We start from the raw sequence: 21,050 nt of genomic DNA, 5'->3' as shown, positions 1-21,050 counted from the left end.
CTGGTACAATATGTATAAATCATTACAATGGAAACTCGAATAACCAAAGATAAGAAAACGGCCTACAGCATAGATCTGTACATCATCCACCAAGATATTTGAATACTGGATACTTCCGCACCCATTTTGATAAATCCAATGTCAATTGGTGTTCTACCCATACAGATACTATGGGTGATTCATACTTTGTTAAAGAGACAATCACACACGAGAGAGGAGGCTACTCTTGAATAAAATCATGGTCAACCGTCGCAGATCTTCGACTAATCGCATGAGGCCTCGTCAGATTAAGCATCGTAAATCAACTCCTAAGGTGAACAAGAAGAAACGGTCGGTTCACTCGGTACCTCTGGTATCCCTATCACAATCAACTCATCAACAATCCGCTGACCCGTTTCAATCCGCGTCTGCTCCTAAATCGTCTGCGCCTCCGGTATCGGAGGTTATCATGCCAACGAAAGCTCCCCTATACGATATTATTCGCTTTCCTGTCATTGACTGGCAGTTCCGATGGCAACGTCCACAACAATTATCAGAACAATTCGCTCAACAGGGGCATCGTGTCTTCTATGTAACAACAGAGATCATTGGTTTACGCAAGGAAGAGGCTTCCAAAGAAGAGGTAAGCCGCTTAGTCAACATCAAGAACATCGATCGAAACGTATGGCTCGTTACTCTGTGCGCAAATCAGCCTCTAAATCTATATAAAGATAAGATGAGTCATTGGGATATCCAATACCTGAAATGGTCTATTGAGCACGTACGAGCCAAATTCGGCATATCCCAATTGGTATCCATTGTTGATTTGCCGTTCTGGACACCACTTGTCATGGCTATGGAGCAACATCAAATCGTGTATGATTGCATGGATCATCATGCGGGCTTCTCGACAAATGAGCCCGAAATGCTCCATCAGGAGGAACGCCTGCTTCGGGAAGCGGGACTTGTCGTAACGTCTTCTCAGCACTTGTATGATTGGGCTACTGCATATAATCCATCCACCGTTCTTATCCGCAACGCAGCAGATATTACTCACTTTTCGATGCCGCCCAAAGAACCTTTGATGGAGCTTGAGTCCATAGAGCAACCGATAATCGGTTACTATGGGGCGATTTCCGACTGGTTCGATATACGTCTAATCGAAACAGTGGCTAGAAATCGACCGGAATGGACATTTGTTCTGATCGGACACACTTTTGGTTGTGATACCTCTCAGATCGAGAAGCTGGACAACGTAATATTTTTGGGCGAAAAGCCCTATCATGAGCTTCCGAGCTATTTACATCGATTCCAAGTAGCGTTAATTCCTTTCATGAAGAATATGCTTACTAAGGCTACCAATCCTGTTAAACTGTACGAATATCTAGCTGCAGGAAAACCAGTCGTATCTACCCACCTTCCAGAAGTTGAAGCAATTGCTTCCGATATTGTCTCCATAGCACATACACCGAAGGAATTCGAGCAGGCGATTCAAGAAGCGCTTCAGGACACCGGTACGGAATTAATCAAACGCAAGCAAGATTTCGTCCGGCATAATAACTGGGTTCAAAGATACAAGGTTTTGAACGAAAACATTATCCAGCATCTGTTTCCCAAGGTTAGCGTTATTATTGTTGTTCATAATAAATGGTCATACACTGAGCAGTGTCTTCGTAGTTTGTTTCAAAAGGGGCATTATCCTAACCTTGAAGTTGTTATTGTTGATAATGCCTCGACGGATCAGACTTCTCTACAACTTAAAGCACTTAGCAATCCGCTAATTAAAGTTATATCGTCTCCTGATAATCTTGGTTTTGCCGCAGGCAACACACTTGGATGCCAGAAGTCGACGGGCCAGTATATGATTCTGCTAAACAACGATACCATCGTACCAGATGGCAGTTGGATTTCCAGATTGCTTCGGCCATTTCACGAAGACCCGCAAATCGGAATGACGGGTCCCATGTCCAATTGTGTGGGTAATGATCAAGCGCTTGATCATTTCATAGGCGACACAGTATACGGGGCCGATGCTCGTTGGTTAAATGATTTTTATGAATTGTACCGTCAGAAAATCAGATATACCGATTTACTTGGATTTTTCTGTGTGGCTATAAAACGGAGTGTATGGGAACAAGTTGGGGCTCTTGATCCGGCCTATGGAATTGGCATGTTCGAGGATGATGATTACTGTGAGCGTGTCCGATATGCAGGATACCGTCTGGCTATCGTTGAGGATGCTTTTGTATATCATTACGGCAGTGCCACCATTAAAGAATTGAGGCCGCAGGTGTACGAATCGATATGGAATGATAATAAGGCATACTATGAACAGAAATGGAACAAATCCTGGAGAACACCGAAAGGTCCCCACAGCACCTTTCATTTAGCGGATCAGCCAGAGGATATTGCGAATCGAGTCCGAGATACAGGGAAGCAGTTCGCATTGGTTCTGGGTGAAAAAATATGGGAGACAAATTCAAGACGATGGCAGAAAATCGTCAAAGGATTGACTGAGGATGAGAATCTTTATGTCATCGTATATACGCATGTATATCACGGCAACCAAGTCATTGGTACGCGCAAAGTGGGGCCTCAACTGTACTTCACAAACCGAATCGATTTATTCTCGCTTGTCACATTTGATCATGTGCTGTACTGCGGTTCAACCGACATTTTCCCACACCTGTATTCTGATCACTTTGTCGCGGATTCGCTTTGTTATCACGATCATCAGCTTATAGCTCTTTTATCCCGCTTACCCGAACTCGATGTGTTGAAGCACGCACAAGTGACTCAAGTTGTCCGCAATGTTATATCGCCTACAAAAGATATATCGACTGTATAGTTAAATATAAATTAAAACTTATAACGAAAATAAAAAACCCCTCCATGTTTTCTGATGCTAGCTCAGAAGCTAGTTCAGAAACATGGTTAGGGGCTTTTTAGTTTGAATGAGGTTCGAATCCAATTGCCCTCAGGTAACGCCGAACCACTTCAGGATGCTGACCTAGAAACGGCGCTGTGGCAATCTCGTATTCGGAATGCTTGTAACTCCAATCTGGCATACCTTCGTTTTCGAGTAAATTAACGTCTTTTCTCCGATTATCATTAAATTTGATCTTTCTTCCTAAAGCGTAATGGTAGTGGTATATAAACACATCACTTCGCCCTCTTGGAATGCTCCATATACTCTGGCCCTCGGCCGCCTCTAGCGTACAATGATGTTTCTCGTCACGATAACGGATTCCTTTATTCGCCCTCCACATCCTCGTTATATCATTGGACCAACGCTCATCGCCTGGACTGTTAATCCGAATTGTCCACGGATCTCCCCAGAAATTGACGAACGGGAACTGGTATATATCCACCTCATTATTGCTCATAAGTTGCGGCAGCACCTCTTTAAAACGATCATCCATTAATTCATCGATATCCAAGTTCATGATCCAGTCTCCTTGTGCCTGATCAATCAGAAAATTACGTACTAGGGATTCATTCCAATCCTCGGTGTACGGCATCCCGATCTGCTGGAAACGAAATAGCCGGATCGAACAAAGATTCTGTAACCGCTCAATATGCTTCAAAGTGCCATCTGTGCTTCCTCCATCCACTATAATTATTTCATTAGCAAAACGACTCACACTTTCAATATATAAAGGAACGAACGTTTCTTCATTCAATACCGGTACAATCACCGACAGTTTCATAGACAACCCTCTCCTTCTCAATTAGACCATTATTCTTTAGGAATCAGTTTGCGCATAGATTGAACATGTCCCTTTGCCTCTTTGTATTTTTTATACAAAGCATAGTTGGTTTCATAATGGGGATTGCCTTCGGGTCCAACAAATGGGTGCCAGAAGTGCACCATTTCCCCGTCCAGTCGGACGTGAGTTCCGATAAGGGTGTCCAGTGCATATGCGAACGCTTCATCCTCCCCCCCCCAGCCGATAAACCGTTCATCATATCCCCCGACTGCTTCATATGCACTTCGTTGTAATACATTTAATCCTCCAAAATAACAAGCACTGTTCTCATCTCGATTTCCCAGCTCCGTAGAGATCGGCCAACCTGGTGTTTGAGCCAGGACTAGCTGTGAAGCGTCCTCTGGCAGCCGTAAAATACGGCTGAATGGGATAACCCATTGATAGTCATTCAAGTAAGATATAGATTCCAGCACGAGATTTGGATCATATACAATGTCGCAATCTGCAATGATGAACTTATTTCTGGTTGCTTGACGGGCTGCACAGTTAATGGCTTTCGACCTGCTGAATGGATTACCAGAGACTTTTCCGATACATATTTCTATACCCGGCATCGACCGTGTGTAGAAATCCAATACCCACCTGAATGCAGCATCCCTCGGCCCGTCATTATCCGACTGGTAGGGAATCAGAACGGAAACTTGGTCAAACATCGTCTCTTCCTCCTCACCGACATGTCTGCGCTATTTTTGAAACAAAACCGTGAGCCATCGGCTCATCGCATGCTCAATGCTCCAGCCTGATTCTATTTGTCTCCTGCATTGCCGTCCGATTTCTTGAAGCTCTTCCGAATGATTCAACCAATGTCTAATCGAGCGTATAAAATCATTCGGATCGTCACTATCCAAAATCAATTCATAGGCATTCGGGTGAGCTGCGTTCTTTACATTTCCAACATTCGTGGAAAGAACCGGTACCCCGCAAGCATAAGCCTCCAGCGCCGTTGCTCCACTTCCTTCGTTGGCCCCCGTGATCAACAACAAATCCAGCTTATGATAAAAATTCGGCATATCCTCATAGGTATAGGATCTAGAAGTTTCTATAAAAGTGACCCGTTCCTCATTCTTGAAATGTTCTTTAATTCGCATGTACAATGTGTTGTAATTTTTAGAGATTTTCGAGGGATCTCCAGCCCATCCAATAACGAATGAAGTGTTGTTTAATCGAGCTGTAGGCGATGGCTGAAACAACTTGTCATCCACGAAATGACCTATATATTCAACAGATGCGTTCGGAGCTACGGCCTGCAAGGTTAAAGCCAGCCTCTGATTTATGGCGCCTATCTTACCAATTTTAGGAATAACCAATCTAAGAAAGTCAGGATCTGGAATAAGTTCATCCACCCATTCTCGAAAGATTTCATAATGCCTACTGAAATAATAGTAGGAAACGGCTACTGCTGAATCGATCCGTACATTCTTGAAGATACAATAAGCTGCAATGCCAAGACACATGGCAGATATGTGTTCATATTGGTGATTTAACGCCCCACTGCTCTTATGCGCCAGATACAGATCCAATTCACTCATAGACATTAGGTCCAGAGATGGATGGTACTGCTGAATAACTTTGGCATTTTTGCCGAGGATCCACCAGTCTACATCATAGATCAGCAAGTGCCTTCCCATAGTTTTGTCCCCCTTACTCACTCCTAACAGATTATATTCGATTTCTTCCCGACAAGTTTGCGAGATAACATAAAATGATGAAACCGTCTATCATTAACAATAAAAAGCTGCCTTTAGTGTAGAAAGCATCTACATCTAAAGGCAGCAATTAAAATTCATTTATATCTGACTGATAACTACAGTCTTTTATCCACGATATGCTTGTTCTCTTTCAGCTCTTTAATGTCCTTTCGCAGCATTCTCATTTCTTGGAGCATGGCATCCATTCTTATGATGATTTTCGATGAATTGATGGCGAAACGAATGACAATAATGGCAACAATGATACTTAACACAGTCATAAAAATCCCAACAAACTCCATGAATATGAACCTCCGTTATATATGCTGAAAGAAGCCCTTGAGCAAACCTTGCATCATCGCAAAGACCAGCTCGGAGTCCTGCAGCTCGTTCTCCTTAATCCGGTGCAGGCATTCCGTTACGCTCATTCTTACTACGTCAATGCGCTAGTATCCCTCGAGCTGTTGATCTGCTTGACTTATCACCTCATCGGTATAATAAACATGGGCGATTTCATTGCATCTCCAGGACGCCGGATACAGCTTGCCGAGATAATGAAGTTTGCCGCATGTGCAGCCCGTTTCTTCCAGCATCTCACGGCGTGCTGCCGATTCCAGATCCTCCTCCTCACCTACGCCACCGCCAGGTAACTGAATGACGTAGTCATCCACGGCGGCGCGATATTGGCGGATCAGCAGCAACTGATCGCCATCATTAGCAAGAACAACAACGGACACATGATTCTCTTTGGTATAATACACTTTACCTGACGCTTGCTCGTAAATCGAAATTCCGTTATGACGGATCAATAATTCGGTATTATCCATGCAGGCAGAAGCTCCTTAACATTATGATAGATTTTAGACTTCGAATTCATCTTTGAGGACGGAGAATAGATAGGAGTCATGGTAAGCGCCTTTAAACCATAGGTGCTGCCGAAGATGCCCTTCCTGCTTCATTCCGATGTGGCGCATGACCGCAGCTGACCCGATATTTCCCGGCCTGCAGGTGGCGTAGATCCGATGAACTCCCAGCTCCTTAAAACCAAAACGGCACATGACGCTAGCAGCTTCCGTAGCATAACCTTGTCGCCAATAGGCGGAATTCAAGCAGTATCCAAGCTCTGCGTTCGACTTCGATCGGTGAAGACCCACACCCCCGATTAGGTGACCACTATCTTTCAGCACGATTGCCAGTTCATAGCTCTCACGAGGGCTCTGCTCCTTCATTTGGCGGATTTCCGTTAAATATTCTAAGGTATCCTCTTCCGTATTCGGTCCCCACATTGTATACTCGGTCACTAATGGGTCAGAGGCGTAGGCATGAATACTTGCAAAATCCTTCTCCTGAAAATCCCGGATCACCAGTCTTGTTGACTCCATGTGCATATGTACTCACTCCTTGAAATAATCTTCATCACAATCGCGGCTTTTTTTCCTGATTATACCATGCTCTAAGAGTGTTGAAAGAAAAAAAGAAGCCTGGGCATCTAATCGCCCAAGCTTCATACAGCATCATTTTTTAGGATACACCGTCCAGTTTCTCTTCGCTGCCGTGCGTATTAAATTTATGAAGATATCGGGAAAGCACGCCATGTTTCGGAGAGAACAGGAAGCTGAGAATAAATACAACCCCGGTGGCAAATGCCATAGATCCTGAGATGGAGGTGTCCAGCCATAACGCGACATAGTAACCCATGAATGCAGAAATGACGCCGAATGCTCCGCTTAACACCAGCATGATGGAGAGTTTATCCGTCCATAGATAGGCTGCGGCGGCAGGTGTTATAAGCATAGCCACCACCATGATCGCTCCCACGGCATCAAACGATGCAACCGTTGTGATGGAGACCAGCGACATAAATACATAGTGCATGAGTACGACAGGAATGCCAATACTGGCCGCCAAAGCCGGATCAAAGGACGTAATCTTCCATTCCTTGTAGAAAGCCAGGATGACAATAAGTACAACCAGGAGCACGGCTGCCAGCATAAAGGTAGCCTTTGGCACCTCCCCTAACAGAGGAACGTGCATTAATTCCCAAGGCACAAACGTAATCTCGCCCATGAGGGCATGCTTGGTATCCAGATGCGCATTGCCAACCTGAGTTGCAATCAGGATAACGCCAATCGCAAACAAGGTTGTAAATACAACACCGATAGATGCATCCTGCTGAACGCCCCGGGAATGAAACCATTGAACGAGGACCGCTGTCAGCAATCCGGCAATAATCGCACCGATCAGCATATGAGGTCCGCTTAGTTCTCTAGTGACGATAAACGCCGTTACGATCCCAAGCAGCACCGTATGGCTGATAGCATCAGCCATCATCGCCATTCTGCGCAATATCAGGAACACGCCAACGATACCGCAAGACAATCCGACGAGAGAGGCCGTAAGCAATATCCATCCTGTGTAGGTCATTGATTGCCCCCCCTTTCGGACAGCCGGGGACTTAAAACAGGTTGGTTATGGGAGTCCATATGTTCTTTTTTCTGAGAGCGGAGCTGCAGCGCCTGGATCAGCAACCCCTTCTCAGCACCGAAAATCAGGGAAACCGTGAACAATACGGAAGAGGCTACAACGATAAACGGCCCTGTAGGCCATCCTTTCCCCATTGTGCTGACCAGGGTACCAACAAACCCGGAGCCGCCTCCAAATATAGCCGACAAAATGACCATCATTTTGAAGGATTGTGTCCAATATCTTGCGCTGACGGAAGGTATGATTAGCATGGCCGCCATCAGAATGACGCCGACAGCCTGAATGCCAATGACGATGACAAGAACGAGCACACCCATATAGAGGGTATTCATCAGACGGCTATTCAACCCTAATCCCCGGGCAAAATCGGGATCAAACAGAAACAGCTTCCATTCCTTAAAGCCAATCGAAACGACCAGAATAACTAAAGCTGCCAGGATGAGCATCGTAAAAACATCTTTACGAACCATAGACGCAGCCTGGCCGAAAATAAAGTTATCCAGTCCGCTCTGATTTCCGCCCGCTGTACGGTTCACAATCGTAAGCAGCATAATGCCCAATCCGAAAAATACAGATAGAATCATGCCCATGGCCGTATCTTCCTTAATGCGGCTGGAGGTACGGATCCACTGGATCATCCAGGCCCCGATTAATGCGCTGGCAGCAGCCCCGAGTATCATCACCAGCAGATTCTTGCTTCCCGTCAATGCAAAAGCTACCACCACACCGGGAAGAGCCGCATGAGACAGCGCGTCACTCATCAAGCTTTGCCGCTTCCAATAGGCGAGACAGCCAATCATGCCGGCTGCCATGCCCAGGATTAACGTGCTCAATAGCACCCACTGCGTGTTTGGAGACAATAATGAATTTAGCATGCGTTACGCCTCCTTCATCCAGCGAAGCGAACCGCCGTAGGCGCGGTATACATGTTCCTTCGTGAATACGTCTTCCGTCTTCCCATGGGCAATGACCGTACGGTTCAGGAGCAGCACATGGTCGAAATAATCTTCAACCGTCTGGAGATCATGATGGACAACCATTACAGTTTTACCGGCCATTTTCAGATCCTTCAGTGTGGTCATAATAGCCCGCTCGGTTGCAGCATCCACTCCGGCTAACGGCTCATCCATGAAATAGAGGTCGGCATCCTGGACAAGCGCCCTAGCGAGGAATACGCGCTGCTGCTGTCCACCGGAGAGCTGGCTGATCTGCCGGTCGGCAAAGTCCGCCATGCCCATTTGATCCAGCGATGCCATCGCTTTTTCCTTATGGCTCTTATTCGGTCGCTTCAGCCAGCCCACCCGGCCGTATAAACCCATCATGACAACATCCAGTGCATCGGTCGGGAAATCCCAGTCCACGGATCCGCGCTGCGGCACATAACCGACACGAGTCTTAGTTTTGCTTAAGCTTGATCCAAAAAATGAGACATTACCGGACAGCTTGGGGTGAAGCTCCAGCATGACCTTTAACAGCGTTGATTTACCGGCGCCATTCGGCCCGACAATACTGGTTAAAGAGCCTTGTTCCACATTAAAGGAGACATGGTGGAGCACTTTATTTTTACGATAGGATGCATTGAGGTCTTGAACTTGAAGTACAGACATTTTATTCACCACTTCCTGTTAATGCATGATAGATTGTTTCAACGTTATGACGATACATTCCGATATAAGTTCCTTCCGTTGTTCCCGCTTCGCCCATGGCATCGGAGAAGAGCTCTCCTCCGAGCTTTAAATCCAACCCTTTCTTGGCAGCACCTTCAATGACGGCATTAATCGAAGCCGGATTGACGCTGCTCTCGACGAATACGGCAGGCACCTTGTGCTGCAGCAGAATATCGATCGTTCCGTTAATATCCGAGAGGCCGATTTCATCCTCCGTACTCAAGCCTTGTAGTCCGACTACCTCCAGACCATGCAAGCGGCCGAAATATCCAAAGGCATCATGAGCGGTTACCATGACCCGCTGCTCTTCCGGAATCTGACTCAACTTATCCTTGGCCTCGGCTTTCAATTCATCCAACTGGGCAAAATACTTCTGCTTGTTCTCTTCAAAATAATCGGCGTCATCCGGGGACAGCGACTTCAGCTTCTCTACCGCGGAATCGAGCGACGCTTTCCACAGATCGATGTCAAACCACACATGGGGATCGATGGCCTGCGTATCATCCTGCAGCAATTGATCCTTCGGGATGGCATCCGCAATCGCCAGTACAGGTTTGTTCTTACCGATCTGTTCGAATATTTCCGTCATGTTGCCTTCGAGATGAAGCCCGCTATAGAAAATAACATCACCACTATCCAATTTCTTGATATCGCCTTGGGTTGCATTATATAAATGCGGATCGACGCCAGGCCCCATCAAGCTCAGTACCTCGACCCGATCTCCTCCGATAACGGAGATGGGTTCCGCAATCTGTCCAATGGTTGTAACCACGCGAATTTTCTTATCCCCCTGTTCACCCGCTGCTCCGTCCTGCTTCACTTCTCCCGAAGCGCACGCGGATAACACCAGCAGCAAACTCAGAATGGCGGCCGCCCCTATAAATATACTGCTTCTACTAGTCCTCTTGTTCTTCATCTTCTTCTCCTCCACTCCACATCAATAATGAGTTTGCTCAATCCTCAGACGATCTTGGACAATCTCAAACCTCGTCCTGCAACGGTACAATTATTTTTCCCTAATGCAACTTTAATTCCTATGTACAAAAAATAATCCATATTTAGGTTTTTGTCAATGCAATTTTATGAATTCGTACTAGTCATACTTTTGGGATCAGTTCATATCCTCTTGATTTTATTGAATTTCGCGTACATATAGAGCTAATTTTTCGTTAAGGCAACATATTTTGTTTCATATAAAATATTTTATAAATTAAATTATGAGTGATCTAAAAAACACAAAAAGACGACTTCTCCATTAGAGAAATCGTCTTTTTGTGTTATATTCCAGCTCTCGCTAATACTCCACACCACGAACTTTAGAATAAACCTTCAAATGTGAAAATCCGCCACAATCCCTCAGCATCACATTTCTCAGTGTACCTTCTAATGTAAACCCGCAGCTTTCCGCAACCTTAATGCTTCGTTCATTTAAGGAATCGCAGCGAATCTCGATTCGATTAGCACCCAGATGCTGAATAGCAAATTCCGTGATGCCATCGACTGCTTCCTTCATGAGACCTTGCCCGGTTCGGGAGCTTCTGAGCCAATAACCGATTTCGAAGGTTCTGGCCTCCCAATTCATTCGATGCAATCCGCTGCTGCCAACCAATTGTAGCGTTTCTTTGTCCAGAAGATGCATGACCAGATCGCTGCGCTCCATAAACTGCAGATGAGCCTTTCGCACGTAAGCTTCAGATTCAGACACCGTGGGAATGCTTCTTGCAAACGGAAGCCAAGGTTTAAGCTCCTCTACACTTTCAAGTATGGCTTCATTGATATGCTCTCCGTCACCCCACTCCGGTGCACGGATAGTAAGCCGTTCCGTCTCAAATCTGTCTGGAAAGGACAATAAGATCGGATTTGTTTCCATTGGTGTGTTCATGCCGTCTATCTCCTGTCCATCTACTTGTTATCCAAAAAATCGGATATGCGCAAATTTGGTTTTGATTCGATCGAGTTTCTTCTTAGCTGAGCTGCGATGATCAGGCAATAACTTCACATTTGCCAAAGCGCCAATCGTCTCTACAACCTGGTCGATCGATAAGCGATCTGTGTCGATATGATGCTGGAACAATTCATTCGAGAACCCGCTGATACACCTGTCAATTTGTTGTGCGGCCCATGAATTCGAACCTTCCCCTCTGCTCCGCAGTCGTCTAAGGAGTACTTCCTTGGAGGCGCACAATGTAAAATGCTGTACGACCACGCCATCACGTCTCAAATTACCAACGATTTCATCGAAATATTCCGCGTTCGTTATCGTCATCGGAGTTATGATCAATTGATCCGATTCCTGGTCCAAATACTTAAACATGGAGTAATTAAACTCCCTCCACATCGGATAATGCTGGAAGTCATCGCGTTTGGCATCCCTCGGCACATTATCGCGAATGAAGTAACCTGCATTCTCCGGATCGTACACGTACGAGTTCGGGATTCTTCGCTGAAGCTCATGCGCAGCCTGGGTCTTACCCGAACCGAATGCGCCGTTAACCCATATAATCAAAGATGAATCCCCCTTCTTAACAGGGCAAACTTTTATAAAACCCTTTTATGATACCGTCCTCATATCCGAAGGATTGATAGAATTTTACCGAGGTAAACACTGAATACGAGTAAATTAAACTAGTCTTTCCTACGAAAGTCCGGCATTCGAGTCAACGTTTTTCCGTGATCGCGGACAAAACCATATTGTTCGTATAGACCATGGGCATCCCGCGTAGATAATATACCGAACAAATTTCGGTAATCCTCGTGGGTCGTAATCGTTTCGATTAATTTCTTCCCCACACCCTGTCCCCGATATGCCTCTTCCACAAACACATCACACAACCAATAGACGGTTGCGCCATCTGTCACCACGCGAGCAAAGCCGATCTGTTGGTTGCCGAAATATGCTCCAAAACATGTAGAACCTTCTAGCGATTTCTTGATTTTCTCGTCGGAGCGCTCGTTAGCCCAATAGCTTTGCCGCAAGAAATGTACAATGACGTCCAGATCCAACAAGGAAGGGTCGCTGCTAATAAGGACCTGCTTCATGTCGATTTTCCTCATTCCATCACCTAGTCTCTCTTCCCGGAGCCAAATGCAATCACATAGCCGTCCGGATCTTGAATCGCAAAATCCTTCCACACACCCCAGGCTGCTTCCATTAATACAGGCTCCTGTACCACTTCGGCACCTCTGGAAGTCAGTTCCTCATACAATTCATCCAATTCGTGGTGAGTATCCACGTATGCATATGTATCCCATGGTGTCTCTTGGTCCTTGCCTGTTGGATTGGGTGTGACATCTGTACTCGATTTCGCCTGGATCAGCTTGAAGCCGAGCGCAAAATCATCCCTTACCGCCCAAACGTCATTCACTTCACAACCCAGCACTTCTTCATAGAACTGTTTGGAACGGGTAAGATCTGATACCAATCGAACTTGGACTGCAAATTGAATCTTGCTCATAAGATCATCTCCGACTATTTTTTATTCCATATTACAACCGTCCAGTTCGCTTAACAAGAGCTTTTCGTTAGCTTATTATCAAGCTATTTTTTCCCGTAATATTTTCGCAAGATCGGCGCGACTTTGTTCACGACATACCCGCTGCCTCCCCGTCCTTCAACATGCTCTACCATCATCGCGAGCAGGAGCTTGGACTCTGTCGTGTCAAACGCAACGAACCAGCCGTTCTCCTGTCCTTTTTCGGCTTTGCTGATTTTCAGTTCGGCAGTTCCCGTCTTGCCTGCAATTTCAATACCTGAAATATCAGCACCATGTCCGCTACCTTTGGGATCCTGAACCACATCAACGAGCATATCCTTGATGATCTGGGCAGTGTGCGAATCCAACACCTCTCTTGTTTCCTTAGGCCCTTTCTCTTGCTCTGATGAATCTAGCACAGGCTGAATTAGCTTCCCGCCATTAATGAAGGGAGTATAAGCCAGTGCCAAATGTAAAGGACTCATGAGCACTTCCCCTTGACCATATCCGGAATCGGCGAGCTGAATTTCGTTTTTCATCCCCTTATTAGCCAAGCTTGCTTTCGGAAAAGGGAATTGAAGCGGCAATGCCTCTTCGAAGCCGAACTTTACAGCTTCCTTCAAAAAAGCATCTGCACCGATCTCCAATGCTTCCTGCGCCAGATAGATGTTATCTGAATACAAAAGAGCATCTCTCAGGTTCAGGACGGGAACTTCCTTCACGCGAGTCACGTAATAATTTCCCCAGCTCGGGTCTTTAGACCAACGCAAGCCGTGGATCTCCCTGACCTTTCCAGGGGTAGTGACCCCAAGCTTCAGACCAACCGCAGCCGTGATCGGTTTAAATACCGAGCCCGGAGCATACAGCTTAGTAAAACGATTCATTAGCGGCTTATCCGGATTGTGATTCCATTCATCCCACTGCTCTGACGATAATCCAACGATGAAAGCATTGGGATCATAGGACGGGCTGTTGACCAATGCCAAAATTTCTCCGGTCTTGGGGTTAATGGCCGCTGCGGTACCTGCATCCTCACGAAATGAAGCATATATGGATTGTTGAAGTTCAGCATCAATGGTTAAACGGATATCCTGACCATTTACCGCTTTCTTCTCGGCTACGATTTCTTTTACCTGACCCGAGGAATCCACGATCGATATCCGCTTACCGTCCCGGCCGCGCAACACCTCATTATATACTTGCTCGGACCCTGATTTACCGATAAGTTCATTCGGTCCATACTGCGCCTCGGGTGCTTTGGTCATATCCTCCTTCGTCACTTGTCGGATGTAGCCTGTTAGATGAGCTGCCGCCGCACCGTAAGGGTAGACTCGAGCACGTTCATTCTTCTTTTCAACGCCTGCCAAATCACTATAATCCATTCTGCCCTGCTGCGCATTCAGGTTCAAGATGGGTACGAACAGATCGTCTTTCACCCACGCCGCATCCAGCTTTCGCTTTATAATCTCGGTCGAAATTCCCAACCGTTCAGCCAACATATCCAAGGTCTGTTCTCCATCGTCACCCAGCTTCCCCGGAATAATACCGATGACCTCAATCGTGCCATTAATGGCCAAACCGTGACCATTACGATCCAAGATCTCTCCCCTGCTGGATGGTAACGTCTGCACATTCACTTTATCCAAGGCATCCATGGCCGGCAAAATCAAGGAAGGATGCCATACTATTCGCCAAGACAGGTTCTTAGCCTTGGTTTGATTGTCCTCTTTTAAAAGCTCAAACGAACCTTCTGCCTGCACCCGACCTGCCGATGTTTCCAATTGGATTTGGTAGGGATAGAACACTCGCTCATCCGTTGTTTCGCTTCCTTCCTTAGGCGTAAAGTCAGGCTTTATGGTGAGGTCTTCTGCTCCAATCCCTTCATAGATGGTCTGTAATCGCGTTGCAAATTCTTCCTTTGTCATCTCCTGTCTGGACTCCTGTGACAGCAGATCATACATCGATTCATAGCTGCCTTCTTCCCACCATTCCACATACTGTTTCGCAATCTCTGTCGGATCCGATTCCTTGTTGCGATCACAACCCGTATGTATTAGCACTAAACTCAGGCACAAGAAGACCCCTATCCATTTAAAATACATCGCTTCCACTCCTCAGATCCCATAATTAATCGTCATTACATCGTTCTCCAAACGATAAAAATGATCATGATCATGACACAATCCATCCCAATCAACATCAACAACTTGGCATGCTGTTTCCGATGAAACGTTATCCCCGTTTCTATTAATGCAACAGCAAGCAAGCCCCACAGAGAGACCTCCATAATCGGAATAAGGAGGATAACCCAGATGATGGCAGCGTTGCTCACCATCAATAATAAACATAAAATGATGGCAATGATCGGAGGGAGCAATTTCACCCTTGTCGATTTCTTCGCGCGATATGCCCACAGTTGAAACAATCCCAACCCCATAAGTGTCAATACATATTCATTACGTAAAAAAGAGTCCATCCTGATCCCTGCCTTCTCAATTAACAACAATCTCTAACCAAAGCATGCTGTATTGTAGAGTATACTTATAGTGTATTGTTGTGAGAATGCATGTTTTCCGGCTCTGTACCCGTACAGAACGATTGGAGGAATTACGAGATATGAAATACACCGACATTATAAAGTCAATTGAACGTCAAATACAGGGTGGACTATTGAAACCCGGCAGTAAGCTGCCATCCATCCGTGCTTTGACAGAATCCTATTCATGCAGCAAAAACACAGCCATACGGGCCTATGCTGAATTGGAAAAGAGACATATCATCTATGCTGTTCCCAAGAGTGGTTACTATATCGTTGAGGGCAGAGTAAACATAAACCGCTCGAATTCCATGGATCAAGTGATCGATTTCCGATCTGCGGGACCTGACAAAACGATCATGCCCTACCGAGACTTTCAGCATTGCATGAACCAAGCGATTGAAATATATAAAGAAGAGTTGTTCACCTATTCCCAGATTGCGGGTTTGCAGTCGCTCCGTGTTGAGTTAGCACGGCATTTACTCGACTTACAGGTCTTCACGGTTCCTGAGAGGATCTTTGTGGTGTCTGGTTCGCAGCAAGCGCTCCATCTGCTCGTCTCCCTCCCTTTTCCTAACGGAAAGAACCATATCTGCGTGGAGCAGCCCACGCATTTTAGCATGATGGACTCCCTCAAGATTCATCAAGCCGTGACATACGGGATTGAGGTTACGAAGGACGGAATTGACCTTGGGCGGCTGGAGGACATTTTTAAAACTCGGGATATCAAGTTTTTCTATACGGTCTCCAGGTTCCATAACCCTACAGGCTACAGCTATTCCAATGAGGAGAAGAAGCGGATTGTTGAACTGGCGCAGAAGTATGATGTCTATATCATTGAGGATGACTATATGGGAGATTTGGATCCGGATTCTAAACATGATCCGATGTTTGCCTACGATCCGTCCGGTAGGGTGATCTACACGAAGAGCTTTTCCAAAGTCATGCTCCCCGGACTAAGGCTGGGCCTGGCCGTGATCCCCGAAGAGATGAGTGAAATATTCCAGCGAGCGAAGCACGCTGCGGACATACATAGTCCCGTGCTCATGCAAGGCGCACTCGAAATTTATCTGAAGAACGGGATGTTCCGTGCACATATTCAGAAGATGAGGCAGACCTATAGTAAAAAAGGGGCTTTGCTCCAGCAGGCTTACCAAACTCATCTGCCGCCCTTCTTATCCTTTACGGGTTCACCATCCGGATTTTATTCCACGATCCAGCTGCCGGAGCCATTGAAAGCATATCAGTTGGTTAACCATCTGGAGAATGAGAACGTTTATGTTCAGGATGCCAGCAGCATGTTCTTGCCTGAGTTTAAGAACGAATACATGATACGACTGAGCGTATCTCAGGTGAAGGAGGAACTAATCGAAATCGGTGTTCAGAAAATTGCAGAAGAAGCCGCAGAATTGTTGAAAAGGCGAAGCGAGGTGAGGTTCATCTAGTCGGACCAAGCCGCAAGCGACCGGACCGACAGATGAAATAGGTTTAAGCGATGGGAGTTCCATTCGGCAGATCGACATCCGGCTTCAGAAGCACGACGTCTCCCTGTTCCGGTACCCCACCGAGGACGAGCACTTCGGATTGATAGCCCGCAATGCGTCTAGGCGGAAAATTGACGATAGCTACCACTTGATTACCTATGATGGTGTCCGCCTCATATCGATTCGTAATCTGGGCACTTGTGCGTTTGATCCCGAGCGGGCCGAAATCAATCTTCATTTTTATGGCCGGAACGCGCGCTTCCGGGAAAGGCTCTGCTTCCACGATCGTCCCGATCCGAATATCCAGTTTGGTGAAATCATCGATGGTTGCCATGAATAAATCTCCTTACAGCTAGGGTTATGAGGCGAATCAGGCTTCACAACCCGAATTTTATGTACCATCTTACCACCTGTGTTTCTGGGTATTCAAGTGACAGATTGGTTTAGCGTGTTCTATGCCGCAATAGACACCTCAAGAACCGAATTAAGGAGTAGCATTCGACGTCTTCTATACTCGCTCATTCTCCATAAGCTTCATCCAATTCTGATGCTGCTTGCATACCTTAGCCCATATCAGGTCCCGTTCGATTATGGAATAGTTGACGAGCGGCTCATTAAATATGTCCGCCAGGATCTCGAACCATTCCGACTTCGATGAAATCTCTACCATATCCAGGGCGTTGCCGCTCCACTTTCTCCATATGCAGCCTTTGAGTTCATTCATGCCCAGCTCGTGCCGTTGCCTGACAATGAACAGATCCATCCATGGAGATTCCGGTGATTGGCTATAAAATGCATGGTTTGATTTAAACATATCCAGGCTGTTCACAACATCAGGGGCATAATCTACGCCTACATAAGAATAATGGGGATCATGAATCAGCCTCCAGCCACAATCCGTTATGCGAGACGGCTCAAGCACATATCGAAAAGGTCCCTGTATATATTCTCCGAATTTCAATGGGATCGGCTCCCAGGGCATATCGCCCAGACCGACATCTACGAGCCACCGCTCTTCTTCTCCAAGTTGTTCATGCAATAGACTTACCGTTATTCCGAGATGAAAGCCGTTAATCCGAGGTTCTTGTCCTAATGCCTGTACTCCAGCACGATGCCAATCCACCTTATAACCTAAGGCTCGAAGAAGCACGGTAAAGGCTCCATTCAGATGAAAACAATACCCGCTTCGATGCTGGATCATCAGTTGTATTGATTCTTGTATATCGATGGATGTCGGCTTCCCAGCAAAAATATCCAAGGTCTGCCAAGGTATTCGCTCCACATGGGCTTTATGGAGCTCGAACAAATATTCCTTCGTAGGAGCGTGAATATCCGAGATGCCTAAACGGTTTAAATATGCCTTTACCTCACTTTGGGTGATCATAGCATGCACTCCTACTTTTTTTGCTTATCATAAACAACAAACTGACCCTTATGAAAGGGTCAGTTTTGATATTTTATAAAAGACAGGTTAATAACATACTGTGTTCATACAGTGTTCAATCCATGTTCCAAGCCTTTTGCAGAAGCCGAATTCCCGATTCCATTTCAGCTGCGGTCAAGCTTGCAAATCCCATGTATAACCTCGGGAACTGGTTCGCATCTTGCTCGTGGTTCATCCACATTTTTCGCAGGTCATATACGATAACCCCGACTTTCGCGGCCTCCTGAATCAATTCTTCTGAGGTCACTTCCTTTTTAACGATCAGCTGAATGTGGAGTCCTGAATTCTGACCGGTAACTTCAACAAACCCGCCAAGGTAAGTCTCGATCAACTCAATCAACTGATGATGTCTCTTCCTGTACAGATTACGCACTTTACGAATATGACGGTACCAATGCCCCTGTTCAAAAAACGCGGTCATTGCCCACTGTTCCACGCGTGAAGGGGCAAAGAACACTTCCTGCCGCATGTGGGATATTTGATTCAGCAGCGCCGGTGGCAGAACAAGATAGTTCATTCGCAATGTCGGAGTCAACACTTTCGAGAAGGTGCCGGCATATATGACTCGCCCGTTATTATCCAATCCTTGCAGGGAAGGAATGGGTTTTCCCTGGTAGCGAAACTCGCCGTCATAATCATCCTCGATAATGTATGCGTTTCTGGCATGGGCCCACTCCAGTAATCGTTTCCGCTCCGGATAAGGCATGATGCTTCCCGTCGGGAATTGGTGAGAAGGTGTGACATATACGAGCTGTGCGTGGCTGCACTCCAGCTGGTCAAGCGAGATTCCCTTATCGCTAAGCGTAATCGGAAGTAAATCGCAGCCATTCAGTTGAAATTGATCTCGTACCAAGCTGTAACCCGGCTCCTCAAAAGCAATATGCCTAAGCCCTGGCAGCACTCTGGCAAGAAGCCCCATGCTATAAGCTGTTCCGGCGCCTATCACAATTTGATCAGGTGTTGAATGAACCCCTCTGGAATTCCGTAAATATTCGGAAATCACCGTGCGAAGCCCGTGTTCACCCTGCGGATCTCCATACATTCCAATTTCACTCACATGTTGTTCCAGCGCTTCCTTCAGTATTTTATTCCAGGTTCTTACCGGAAAAGACGCTTGATCTAATCGAGTGGGATTAAAGTCAATAAACCCATGATTCGAATGCGCATAAGAATGCATGACAGACAACGTTGTTATAGAAGGAGGCTGCTGCTCATGGTGGTATGATAGTTCCTTATATGGATTCATGACGTATAGCCCCGACCTCGGTTTGCTGACCACATACCCTTCTGACGTTAACATGTGATAAGCCGTCTCGATCGGCGTTTTGCTTATATTGAGCTGCAGCTGGAGGGCACGAACGGAAGGCAAACGTTGTCCGTCGAGAATGGTGCCATTACGGATACCCTCACGAATTTGCTGATATAACTGCTGGTATAACGGGAATTCGCTTTGCTCAGGTAGAAGAATATCAAACAAGTTGGACCACCTCAGGCATTCTTAATAAAATTCACTGGCAATGATAGATAGGTTTACTGAATTATACATTAAATCCAGTCCAAGTTGCTCGTCCCCCGTCACGAAGCTCTTCAATCGATCATACAACATTCATTAACATCTGACTTTCTTAAACAGATAAAAACTGACCATTTTTATGTGGTCAGTTTTGTTTTAAGTTAATGCAAGCTTGGATGTATATCAATATGAATCTATTACGTTATGAAAGGACGTATGATCCTATGACTCATCCCATCCATCTCCAACACAAAATCGGCCAGGGTTTAACGCCTCTACAATTTATGGAGAATATGAAGATTCGGGAAATGAAATTGAGCAGCGTCCCTAATACGAAGGAATTATTTAGACAGGTATATGATCGCTTCCAGTGGGAGAATAAAGAGAGTGAACAATTCTTCACTTCGGAGCGAAACCCATTCAACCAACTGCACTGCCTGATTCTCTGTACGGATTGGTGTCCGGATGTCATATGGAATGTTCCTGTACTGTTTAGAATATTGGAATATAGCCGTATCCCGTCTGAAGTGCTCATCATGGAAGATCATATGGAGACTATGGATCTGTTTCTCACGGATGGCGGACGCGCCCATCCGATTGCAGTTTTTCTCCATGCAAGCACCGGAGAGGTATTCGGAACTTGGGGCGCTCGACCGGCATACATCCAGAACGTCATGGACGAGTTCAAAAGGAACTATCCCGATAAACAAGCCTCAGCCTATCAAGAACAACTGGACCAAACGTACAAGAAGATCGGCGATCTCTACCATGACGGTAATGAATATCAGAAAGTCATGATTCAGGAATTAAAGCAACGATTCACTTCGTTTATACGTGAGAGAATTGCCGATAAGCACTTATGACCACCTTTGGCGAAAGTGTGATCCCCTCCCCTTGATTCAATATGTAATGTAGGAGTGTGGTTTCTAACATTGTCAAAGTTACATAATGAACATGCAGGATGAAATAAATCACATTCCCGCTGCTTAAATCTTCCTGAATATGTTATCAT

At 45.9% G+C, this 21,050-nt stretch carries 22 protein-coding genes; 3 read left to right on the top strand and 19 right to left on the bottom strand.

Annotated elements, in window-relative coordinates; all coding sequences use genetic code 11:
- Positions 1-226 precede the first annotated feature (226 nt).
- Complete coding sequence (locus MKY48_RS15970; RefSeq protein WP_339293402.1) at positions 227-2,827, top strand: glycosyltransferase; 2,601 nt, start codon at positions 227-229, stop codon at positions 2,825-2,827.
- Between the two features lie 97 nt (positions 2,828-2,924).
- On the opposite strand, the gene MKY48_RS15965 is transcribed toward MKY48_RS15970, so the two are convergent.
- From MKY48_RS15965 to MKY48_RS15890, 16 genes are all read right to left on the bottom strand, one after another.
- Positions 2,925-3,689, bottom strand: coding sequence for a glycosyltransferase (locus MKY48_RS15965; protein ID WP_339293401.1), 765 nt, complete (start codon positions 3,687-3,689; stop codon positions 2,925-2,927).
- A 29-nt stretch (positions 3,690-3,718) separates the two neighbouring features.
- Positions 3,719-4,402, bottom strand: a complete 684-nt coding sequence (locus MKY48_RS15960) for a galactosyltransferase-related protein (protein WP_339293400.1) — start codon at positions 4,400-4,402, stop codon at positions 3,719-3,721.
- Positions 4,403-4,432: 30 nt separating this feature from the next.
- Positions 4,433-5,377, bottom strand: a complete 945-nt coding sequence (locus tag MKY48_RS15955) for a glycosyltransferase family 4 protein (protein ID WP_339293399.1) — start codon at positions 5,375-5,377, stop codon at positions 4,433-4,435.
- 176 nt (positions 5,378-5,553) lie between these two features.
- A complete protein-coding gene (locus MKY48_RS15950; RefSeq protein ID WP_215160965.1) occupies positions 5,554-5,739 on the bottom strand; it encodes a hypothetical protein in 186 nt (61 codons plus the stop codon).
- 144 nt (positions 5,740-5,883) lie between these two features.
- Positions 5,884-6,264, bottom strand: a complete 381-nt coding sequence (locus MKY48_RS15945) for an NUDIX hydrolase (RefSeq protein WP_339293398.1) — start codon at positions 6,262-6,264, stop codon at positions 5,884-5,886.
- Between the two features lie 33 nt (positions 6,265-6,297).
- Positions 6,298-6,825, bottom strand: a complete 528-nt coding sequence (locus MKY48_RS15940; protein ID WP_339293397.1) for a GNAT family protein — start codon at positions 6,823-6,825, stop codon at positions 6,298-6,300.
- Between the two features lie 133 nt (positions 6,826-6,958).
- Entirely contained in the window at positions 6,959-7,861 is a 903-nt protein-coding gene (locus MKY48_RS15935) for a metal ABC transporter permease (RefSeq protein WP_339293396.1), read from the bottom strand.
- Positions 7,858-8,796, bottom strand: coding sequence for a metal ABC transporter permease (locus MKY48_RS15930; protein WP_076323423.1), 939 nt, complete (start codon positions 8,794-8,796; stop codon positions 7,858-7,860). The genes MKY48_RS15935 and MKY48_RS15930 overlap by 4 nt, the downstream gene beginning before the upstream one ends.
- A 3-nt stretch (positions 8,797-8,799) precedes the next feature.
- Entirely contained in the window at positions 8,800-9,528 is a 729-nt protein-coding gene (locus MKY48_RS15925; protein ID WP_326114982.1) for a metal ABC transporter ATP-binding protein, read from the bottom strand.
- 1 nt (position 9,529) lies between these two features.
- Positions 9,530-10,504, bottom strand: a complete 975-nt coding sequence (locus MKY48_RS15920) for a zinc ABC transporter substrate-binding protein (protein WP_339293395.1) — start codon at positions 10,502-10,504, stop codon at positions 9,530-9,532.
- A 378-nt stretch (positions 10,505-10,882) separates the two neighbouring features.
- Complete coding sequence (locus tag MKY48_RS15915) at positions 10,883-11,470, bottom strand: GNAT family N-acetyltransferase (RefSeq protein ID WP_339273230.1); 588 nt, start codon at positions 11,468-11,470, stop codon at positions 10,883-10,885.
- A 27-nt stretch (positions 11,471-11,497) separates the two neighbouring features.
- Positions 11,498-12,094 carry an AAA family ATPase gene (locus MKY48_RS15910; protein WP_339273228.1) on the bottom strand — a complete coding sequence of 199 codons (597 nt, stop codon included), beginning with the start codon at positions 12,092-12,094 and terminating at the stop codon, positions 11,498-11,500.
- 119 nt (positions 12,095-12,213) lie between these two features.
- Positions 12,214-12,627, bottom strand: coding sequence for a GNAT family N-acetyltransferase (locus MKY48_RS15905; protein WP_339273226.1), 414 nt, complete (start codon positions 12,625-12,627; stop codon positions 12,214-12,216).
- Between the two features lie 23 nt (positions 12,628-12,650).
- Complete coding sequence (locus MKY48_RS15900) at positions 12,651-13,043, bottom strand: VOC family protein (RefSeq protein ID WP_339273225.1); 393 nt, start codon at positions 13,041-13,043, stop codon at positions 12,651-12,653.
- 83 nt (positions 13,044-13,126) lie between these two features.
- Entirely contained in the window at positions 13,127-15,163 is a 2,037-nt protein-coding gene (locus MKY48_RS15895) for a penicillin-binding transpeptidase domain-containing protein (RefSeq protein ID WP_339293394.1), read from the bottom strand.
- Between the two features lie 35 nt (positions 15,164-15,198).
- Positions 15,199-15,537 carry a hypothetical protein gene (locus MKY48_RS15890; RefSeq protein WP_339273223.1) on the bottom strand — a complete coding sequence of 113 codons (339 nt, stop codon included), beginning with the start codon at positions 15,535-15,537 and terminating at the stop codon, positions 15,199-15,201.
- Positions 15,538-15,677: 140 nt separating this feature from the next.
- Between MKY48_RS15890 and MKY48_RS15885 the strand changes: the two genes are divergently transcribed.
- A complete protein-coding gene (locus MKY48_RS15885; protein WP_339273222.1) occupies positions 15,678-17,042 on the top strand; it encodes a PLP-dependent aminotransferase family protein in 1,365 nt (454 codons plus the stop codon).
- A 43-nt stretch (positions 17,043-17,085) separates the two neighbouring features.
- Here MKY48_RS15885 and csaA read toward each other — a convergent pair whose 3' ends face one another.
- From csaA to MKY48_RS15870, 3 genes are all read right to left on the bottom strand, one after another.
- Positions 17,086-17,415, bottom strand: coding sequence for a chaperone CsaA (csaA, locus tag MKY48_RS15880; protein ID WP_339273220.1), 330 nt, complete (start codon positions 17,413-17,415; stop codon positions 17,086-17,088).
- Between the two features lie 174 nt (positions 17,416-17,589).
- On the bottom strand, positions 17,590-18,465 hold the full coding sequence (locus MKY48_RS15875; protein ID WP_339273219.1) for an arylamine N-acetyltransferase: 876 nt from the start codon (positions 18,463-18,465) through the stop codon (positions 17,590-17,592).
- Positions 18,466-18,580: 115 nt separating this feature from the next.
- The gene (locus MKY48_RS15870) at positions 18,581-20,002 is read right to left on the bottom strand and encodes a PLP-dependent aminotransferase family protein (RefSeq protein WP_339293393.1); all 1,422 of its coding nucleotides are present in this window, start codon (positions 20,000-20,002) and stop codon (positions 18,581-18,583) included.
- Positions 20,003-20,262: 260 nt separating this feature from the next.
- On the opposite strand from MKY48_RS15870, the gene MKY48_RS15865 reads away from it, so the two are divergent.
- Complete coding sequence (locus MKY48_RS15865; protein ID WP_339273217.1) at positions 20,263-20,901, top strand: thioredoxin family protein; 639 nt, start codon at positions 20,263-20,265, stop codon at positions 20,899-20,901.
- Positions 20,902-21,050: the final 149 nt, after the last annotated feature.

The organism is Paenibacillus sp. FSL W8-0187 (assembly GCF_037969755.1).
GTDB lineage: Bacteria > Bacillota > Bacilli > Paenibacillales > Paenibacillaceae > Paenibacillus_AQ.
This window is presented reverse-complemented; position numbering and strand designations above follow the sequence as displayed.

Coding starts and splice junctions, on each gene's coding strand:
- MKY48_RS15925 (WP_326114982.1), bottom strand. CDS start 9,528: ATGTCTGTACTTCAAGTTCAAGACCTCAATGCATCCTATCGTAAAAAT.
- MKY48_RS15915 (WP_339273230.1), bottom strand. CDS start 11,470: ATGAACACACCAATGGAAACAAATCCGATCTTATTGTCCTTTCCAGAC.
- MKY48_RS15930 (WP_076323423.1), bottom strand. CDS start 8,796: ATGCTAAATTCATTATTGTCTCCAAACACGCAGTGGGTGCTATTGAGC.
- MKY48_RS15865 (WP_339273217.1), top strand. CDS start 20,263: ATGACTCATCCCATCCATCTCCAACACAAAATCGGCCAGGGTTTAACG.
- MKY48_RS15950 (WP_215160965.1), bottom strand. CDS start 5,739: ATGGAGTTTGTTGGGATTTTTATGACTGTGTTAAGTATCATTGTTGCC.
- MKY48_RS15940 (WP_339293397.1), bottom strand. CDS start 6,825: ATGCACATGGAGTCAACAAGACTGGTGATCCGGGATTTTCAGGAGAAG.
- MKY48_RS15905 (WP_339273226.1), bottom strand. CDS start 12,627: ATGAAGCAGGTCCTTATTAGCAGCGACCCTTCCTTGTTGGATCTGGAC.
- MKY48_RS15875 (WP_339273219.1), bottom strand. CDS start 18,465: ATGATCACCCAAAGTGAGGTAAAGGCATATTTAAACCGTTTAGGCATC.
- MKY48_RS15890 (WP_339273223.1), bottom strand. CDS start 15,537: ATGGACTCTTTTTTACGTAATGAATATGTATTGACACTTATGGGGTTG.
- MKY48_RS15960 (WP_339293400.1), bottom strand. CDS start 4,402: ATGTTTGACCAAGTTTCCGTTCTGATTCCCTACCAGTCGGATAATGAC.
- MKY48_RS15945 (WP_339293398.1), bottom strand. CDS start 6,264: ATGGATAATACCGAATTATTGATCCGTCATAACGGAATTTCGATTTAC.
- MKY48_RS15955 (WP_339293399.1), bottom strand. CDS start 5,377: ATGGGAAGGCACTTGCTGATCTATGATGTAGACTGGTGGATCCTCGGC.
- MKY48_RS15885 (WP_339273222.1), top strand. CDS start 15,678: ATGAAATACACCGACATTATAAAGTCAATTGAACGTCAAATACAGGGT.
- MKY48_RS15935 (WP_339293396.1), bottom strand. CDS start 7,861: ATGACCTACACAGGATGGATATTGCTTACGGCCTCTCTCGTCGGATTG.
- MKY48_RS15965 (WP_339293401.1), bottom strand. CDS start 3,689: ATGAAACTGTCGGTGATTGTACCGGTATTGAATGAAGAAACGTTCGTT.
- MKY48_RS15920 (WP_339293395.1), bottom strand. CDS start 10,504: ATGAAGAACAAGAGGACTAGTAGAAGCAGTATATTTATAGGGGCGGCC.
- MKY48_RS15895 (WP_339293394.1), bottom strand. CDS start 15,163: ATGTATTTTAAATGGATAGGGGTCTTCTTGTGCCTGAGTTTAGTGCTA.
- MKY48_RS15900 (WP_339273225.1), bottom strand. CDS start 13,043: ATGAGCAAGATTCAATTTGCAGTCCAAGTTCGATTGGTATCAGATCTT.
- csaA (WP_339273220.1), bottom strand. CDS start 17,415: ATGGCAACCATCGATGATTTCACCAAACTGGATATTCGGATCGGGACG.